This window comes from Caldicoprobacter algeriensis (assembly GCF_023838525.1).
GTDB classification, from domain to species: domain Bacteria; phylum Bacillota; class Clostridia; order Caldicoprobacterales; family Caldicoprobacteraceae; genus Caldicoprobacter; species Caldicoprobacter algeriensis.
Genome location: NZ_JAHUQD010000035.1, coordinates 1 through 3595, shown reverse-complemented (window position 1 = coordinate 3595; position 3595 = coordinate 1). Strand labels below are relative to the sequence as shown.

3 protein-coding genes are annotated in these 3595 nt (G+C 43.9%); all 3 read right to left on the bottom strand.

Annotated elements, in window-relative coordinates:
* Positions 1-281: 281 nt before the first annotated feature.
* The 3 genes from KVG29_RS12240 to greA all read right to left on the bottom strand — a co-directional run bounded on the left by KVG29_RS12240 (position 282) and on the right by greA (position 3251).
* A complete protein-coding gene (locus KVG29_RS12240) occupies positions 282-932 on the bottom strand; it encodes a type 2 periplasmic-binding domain-containing protein (protein ID WP_252228706.1) in 651 nt (216 codons plus the stop codon).
* Between the two features lie 323 nt (positions 933-1255).
* Entirely contained in the window at positions 1256-2752 is a 1497-nt protein-coding gene (gene lysS / locus KVG29_RS12235; RefSeq protein WP_252228705.1) for a lysine--tRNA ligase, read from the bottom strand.
* A 16-nt stretch (positions 2753-2768) separates the two neighbouring features.
* The gene (greA, locus tag KVG29_RS12230; protein ID WP_025748237.1) at positions 2769-3251 is read right to left on the bottom strand and encodes a transcription elongation factor GreA; all 483 of its coding nucleotides are present in this window, start codon (positions 3249-3251) and stop codon (positions 2769-2771) included.
* Positions 3252-3595 lie beyond the last annotated feature (344 nt).

The window sequence follows — 3595 nt, the reverse complement described above, 5'->3', positions numbered from 1 at the left end:
GCCAGGATCAAACTCTTCACTTAAAATCTATATCCTAAACTCATATCACTTGCCGCAAATCAGTCTTACCTCTCCAGAATTGACCTGGCCTTCCAACCACTGTTCAGTTTTCAAGGACCATTTCCCTTCGCCGCCCCCTCCAGAGCGGCGAGTATTACTATACCACAGCTCCCATGACATAATCAAGCCATTTAAACAGGTTTATCATGATTATTTTCGCAACCATTAAGAAAATATTCGTTTTATCTTCTTTTTTCTAGACTATACGCGTTAATTCGCAATCATCTTCCTTTTGTCACTATCCATTTCATGACCTCTACGGCCTTCTCTTTGTTCTTGCTATAGGCCATTATCGACAGAACCTTATCCTCTACATTATAGCCGGTATCGTTGAACAGAGTAACGCCTTTTAACGGGATACCGTAAATATGGGGCTGTTTATCCTGGGCGTATTCATCTTCAACGCTCAGTTTGTACTTCTCCAGCTCCTCTGCGGGTATATACTTCGTTATCTCGTCGTCGATGTACTCATCAAGCGGCATAAAAGCACCCTGTTTGGCAAATGCCTCATACTCCCCTTTGCTAAATACGAATATATCCCCTTCTTGAGCACCGACCACTGTCATGAGTTTGTATCGTCCCATCATTTCCAATTCAGGGTCTCCACCCAAGGGTATGTTCATGAAATTGATCTCTAAAAGCTCTGGAAAGTCCTCTAGCATGCGCTGGCTCATAGGTTCAGCCTTTTCCTCCAAGAGATAATCTCCTACAAGAAAAATATCAACCTTTTTATCTGGCGGGGTTTGCGGCCTGGTCATGGTCGATATCAGATTCCAAAGCATGACCGTCACCACTATACCCACAACGTATTTCCACCAATCGTAATGCAGATGGTTCTGCAGCGTTTCCCTGTTTACCACAACCTGATACATGGAGTATATCACCTGCCTAAAGAGTTATAACAATATAATACACATATTAATTATACATCAAATGCAAATGCTCAACAAGTACAGCAAAATGCTGTTTTTAAAGCATTTATAGTTATTTTTAAGTGCAATCAATATAACAAATCGAATATTTAGAAAAAATTACCTTAACACAATGAATCTTCACGCAATGGTAAATCATGATTATGTTGTAACCCTAAAATACCAAAAAAAATTAAAAAGCCATGGAACTTTAAAAGTCCCATGGCAATTCCGCTGCCCCGGTAAATATTCATAACCCTTACCTTTATCCCTTAGGCTTACTTTTACTCCCTGGGCCTCATAGTAGGAAACAGTATTACATCCCTTATTGAATAAGAATCAGTAAAAATCATTACCAGCCTGTCAATGCCTATGCCTACACCACCGGTTGGAGGCATGCCGATCTCCAACGCGTGCACGAAATCCTCATCCATCATATGGGCTTCCTCATCCCCTGCGGCACGCTGCCTGGCCTGCTCCAAGAAGCGTTCCCTCTGGTCAATTGGGTCATTTAGCTCAGAAAACGCGTTGGCAATCTCCCGCGCCACTATATACAGCTCAAAGCGATAGGTCAACCTGGGGTCATCCTTCTTTCTCTTTGCAAGCGGCGAAATCTCAATGGGGTAGTCCAGGATAAAGGTGGGCTGCACCAGATGCTTCTCCACCTTTTCCTCAAAGAAGGCATTGAGTATGTGCCCCCAGGTGTTGCCCTTATCAAGCTCCAGACCTGCCTGCTTTGCGACCTCCCTGGCCTCCTCGTCGGTATTAATCTGAGAAAAATCTACGCCCGCGTATTTCTTGACAGCCTCAATCATTGTCATACGCTGCCATGGAGGCGTCAGGTCGATCTCCTGACCTTGGTACGTCAGTTTGGTGGTACCCAGCACCTCTTTTGCAACGGTGACTATCATGTCCTCGGTAAGCTCCATCATGTCCATATAATCGGCATAGGCCCTGTATATCTCAATGGAAGTAAACTCGGGATTGTGCTTGATGGACATCCCCTCATTGCGGAACACGCGCCCCAGCTCGTAAACCTTATCAAAGCCGCCGACGATCAGCCGCTTTAAGTGGAGTTCGGTCGCGATGCGCAGGTACATATCAATATCAAGGGTATTATGATGAGTAATAAAAGGCCGGGCGGCAGCGCCACCTGCAGTGGTATGGAGGATAGGCGTCTCAACTTCCAGATATCCCCTGGTGTCGAGATAATTCCTGATGCATCGTATAACCTTGGAGCGTGTTTCAAAGGTACGGCGTACCTCTGGATTTACAATCAAATCCACATATCTGTGCCTGTAACGAAGGTCAGGATCCTTAAGCCCATGCCATTTCTCAGGGAGAGGATAAAGAGACTTGGTAAGCAATACTATGTTTTTGGCTCTGACCGAAATTTCCCCCGTTTTTGTCTTAAATACCTCTCCCGTCACCCCTATGATATCGCCCAGATCAAAAGACTTAAAGTCCTCATACTGCTCTTCGCCCACATCGTTGATGCGGACAAATATCTGTATCTGCCCGGCACTATCCTGGATGTGAGCAAAGCTTGCCTTGCCCATCACCCTTTTTGACATGATCCTGCCCGCTACCGTTACCTCTTGACCTTCCATGGTATCAAAATCGTCCTTTATTTGCTGCGAATAGTGGGTGACCTCAAACCGGGTGATGGCAAAAGGATCCCTGCCCTCTTTGCGCAGCTTATCCAGCTTTTCTCTCCTTACCAGCAGTATCTCGTTTAAATTCTGCTCCTCAAACTGAGCGTCCGTCCTTGTTGCATCCATCCTGTATTTCACACCTTCACTTACGAATTTCTAGTATTTTAAATTTGATAACTCCGTCCGGCACGTGTACGTCCACCACTGCTCCTACCGGTTTGCCCAGCAGGGCTTTGCCCACCGGCGACTTATTGGATATCCTGTTTTCTGCCGGATTAGCTTCGGTGGACCCTACAATAGTATACTCCACTACGTCGTTGGTTTCAACATCCAGCAGCTTCACTGTGACACCAATACTTACCACATCGGTAGAGATATCCTCATCATCAATCACTTTCGCGTTTCTAAGCAGGTTTTCTAAGGTGACGATGCGCCCTTCGATGAATGCCTGCTCATTTTTTGCCTCGTCATACTCCGAATTTTCGCTCAGGTCACCGAAAGCGATGGCCTGTTTGATGCGCTCTGCCACCTCTTTGCGCTTGACAGTTTTTAAATACCTTAACTCTTCCTCCAACTTGGCAACGCCTTCCTGGGTTAGTATTGTCTCTTTGTAATCTTCTGCCATAATCGATTCTCCCCTTTTTAATTCTAATTTTCAATTGATGATTAATATGCGTTTAAAGCACACTTTTAATTCCAAAAAAGCTTAATCTATCCCATAATCAATACAATAAGCACTGACACAAATATCATTTGTGCCAGTGCTTGAAAATCTTTCTAAATTTGTAGTGTAATTATTATAAAAAAGTAATGATGGTTTGTCAAGAAAATAAAATCAGGTCCAGCCATGAGGAGTAAATTTTTTAACAATACCATATAATAACATTTTGCCTTAATTTTCTATGTTAAATATTTCCAGTATATTTCTCTCTCTTTTACGCCAAAAAGACCGGCTAAGGTTCATCCTCA